The 2,663-nt window shown below is 68.9% G+C and carries 3 protein-coding genes and 1 pseudogene; 3 read left to right on the forward strand and 1 reads right to left on the reverse strand.

Annotated features, from left to right (window positions below; translation table 11 throughout):
- The first annotated feature begins 147 nt into the window (after positions 1–147).
- Positions 148–924, forward strand: a complete 777-nt coding sequence (locus EIO58_RS15805) for an enoyl-CoA hydratase (protein ID WP_127820309.1) — start codon at positions 148–150, stop codon at positions 922–924.
- A gap of 21 nt (positions 925–945) precedes the next feature.
- Here the strand turns inward: EIO58_RS15805 and EIO58_RS15810 are convergent, their stop codons facing one another.
- Entirely contained in the window at positions 946–1,482 is a 537-nt protein-coding gene (locus tag EIO58_RS15810; protein WP_127820307.1) for a MarR family winged helix-turn-helix transcriptional regulator, read from the reverse strand.
- 179 nt (positions 1,483–1,661) lie between these two features.
- On the opposite strand from EIO58_RS15810, the gene EIO58_RS15815 reads away from it, so the two are divergent.
- Together EIO58_RS15815 and EIO58_RS15820 are read left to right on the forward strand one after the other, a co-directional pair.
- On the forward strand, positions 1,662–2,438 hold the full coding sequence (locus EIO58_RS15815) for an electron transfer flavoprotein subunit beta/FixA family protein (protein ID WP_127820308.1): 777 nt from the start codon (positions 1,662–1,664) through the stop codon (positions 2,436–2,438).
- A 12-nt stretch (positions 2,439–2,450) separates the two neighbouring features.
- Positions 2,451–2,663, forward strand: a pseudogene (locus EIO58_RS15820) (electron transfer flavoprotein subunit alpha/FixB family protein); the annotation flags it as partial.

Genomic DNA, 2,663 nt, shown 5'->3' on the forward strand with positions numbered 1-2,663 from the left:
CCGCCCGCCCGCCCGCACGCGAAATGTCCTGTTCTGGCGAAGGCAGGATGATTTCGGAGCAGATCGTCCTGCATTCGCCAGATGTCCTGTTTTGGTGAGAGTGCAGCACCACCCCTAGACGAAAGCGGAGCCATGACCGTGGACCACATGACCGAGTTCGAGACGATCCTCACTGAGACGCGCGGGCGGGTGGGGTGGATCACCCTCAACCGGCCGGAGGTGCTCAACGCCCTGAACACCCAGGTGATGCACGAGGTCGTGGTCGCGGCATCCGCGTTCGACGCCGACGAGGAGATCGGCGCCATCGTGCTGACCGGCTCGGAGCGCGCGTTCGCCGCGGGCGCCGACATCAAGGAGATGGAGTCCAAGAGCGGCATCGACATGCTGATGGGCGACCACTTCGGCGGCTGGGCGCGGTTCGCCGCGGTGCGGACGCCGGTGATCGCGGCGGTCTCGGGCTATGCGCTCGGCGGCGGGTGCGAGCTGGCGATGATGTGCGACCTGATCCTCGCCGCCGACACGGCGAAATTCGGGCAGCCCGAGATCAACCTCGGCGTGATCCCCGGCATGGGCGGCTCGCAGCGGCTCATCCGCGCGGTGGGGTACTACAAGGCCGCAGACCTCATCCTCACCGGACGCACGATGGATGCCGCAGAAGCGGAGCGCTCGGGACTCGTCTCGCGCGTCGTGCCCGCCGCCGAGCTCCTCGACGAGGCCGCGAAGATCGCCGACGCGGTCGCGTCGAAGAGCCTCCCGGCGCTGTACGCCGCGAAGTCGACGCTCGACGCGGCGCTCGAGACGCCCCTCGCCGAGGGGCTGCGGCTCGAGCGGCATGTGTTCGCGAGCCTCTTCGACACGGCGGATCAGAAGGAGGGCATGGCCGCGTTCCGCGAGAAGCGCGCTCCGGATTTCGAGAACCGCTGAGCCGAAACGAGGTCGGGACGGTCAGAGGGGGTCGGGCTGGGGCTTTGGGTCGGTGAAGTCGCCGGCGTCCTTGCGCAGCCGCGCGATGATCCGCACGAGCTCGGTCGTGTCGATCTCGTTCAGACCGGGGCTCTCGAACACCTCGGTGTTCAGCGCCGAGGTCGCCCGCTCCACGAGCTCGCGCCCCGCGTCGGTCAGCACGAGCATCGCCGCGCGCCCGTCGCCCGGGTGCGGCTCGCGAGAGACGAGGCCGTCGCGCGCGAGGCGGTCGACGGTGTTGGTCACGCTGGTCGGATGCACCTGCAGGCGAGCGATGGCGCTGGCCATCGGCATCCGTCCCTCTCTCGTGAACCCCAGCAGCCGCAGCAGCTCGTAGCGCGCGAACGACAGTCCGAAGGGCTTCAGCGCCGCGTCGATGCGCGCGAACATGAGCTGCTGCGCGCGGATGATCGAGGTGACGGCGGTCATGCCGCCGGCGGCCGACTCCCAGCCGTGAGCGATCCATTGGCGCTTCGCCTCGGCGATCGGGTCGACCGGAAGACGCTTGGTCGCGGCCATGTGAACCTCCCGCTCCCACCGTACCGGCAGGTCCGTGATCGCACGGCGACGGATGCCGCGAACCGGCCTCTATGTATACACAGCGTGCAGTCCGACGGGGGCTGCGCGGCCAAAGTTGGGCCCGATTGGGTACATTCCGGCTCGCGTTCTAGACTCGTGGCCAGCGTGAGGAGATCGTCATGAAGATCGTCGTCCTGGTCAAGGAAGTCCCGGATACATACGGGGATCGCAAGCTGTCGCTGGAGACGGGCCTGGCTGATCGGGGGGCGTCCGAGTCGGTGCTCGATGAGATCGGCGAGAGGTCGCTGGAGGTCGCGCTGTCGTATGCCGACGCGAACGCGGGCACCGAGGTGGTGGTGTTGTCGATGACTCCGGAGTCGGCGTCGGCGACGGTGCGCAAGGGCCTCGCGATGGGAGCGGCGGCGGCGGTGCAGGTGGCCGACGAGGGTCTGCTGGGCGCCGACATGGGGCTGACGGCTGAAGTGCTCGCGGCGGCGCTGCGCCGGACGGGGTTCGACCTGGTGATCGCGGGCAATCAGTCCACCGACGGATCGGGCGGCGTGTTGCCGGTGATGGTGGCCGAGCTGCTGGACGTTCCGGCGGCGACGTACTTGAACGCGGTCGAGATCTCGGAGGCCGGGGTGAGCGGTGTGCGCGCGTCGGACGGTGCGACGGCGACGGTGTCGGCGTCGCTGCCGGCGGTGATCTCGATCACCGAGGCGCTTCCGGACGCGCGGTTCCCGAACTTCAAAGGCATCATGGCGGCGAAGAAGAAGCCGTTCGAGGTGCTGACGCTGGACGATCTGGGCATCGACCCGCACGACTCGGACGCGTCGCGGTCGATCGTGATCGGGCTGAGCGAGAAGCCGCCGCGGCAGGCGGGCACGAAGATCGTCGACGAGGGCGACGCCGGCGAGAAGCTCGCCGAATTCCTGATCCAGAACCGGCTGGTGTGAGAGATGGGCGACATGACTTTCGCAGATGACTCGATCCTCGTCCTTCTCGACACCACCGCGACCGGCGGTCTGGCGAAGTCGGCGGCGGAGTTGATCGGTGCCGCGTCGCAGGTAGGCACGCCGGTCGCGCTGGTGATCGGCGACGAGAGCCTGGCGACGGATGCCGCCGCCCTGGGCGCATCGCAGGTGCTGGTCGCGGCAGCCGGTGAGGGCCTCACGGTGCCC

Source organism: Microbacterium sp. CPCC 204701, from assembly GCF_004010105.1.
Lineage (GTDB): Bacteria > Actinomycetota > Actinomycetes > Actinomycetales > Microbacteriaceae > Microbacterium.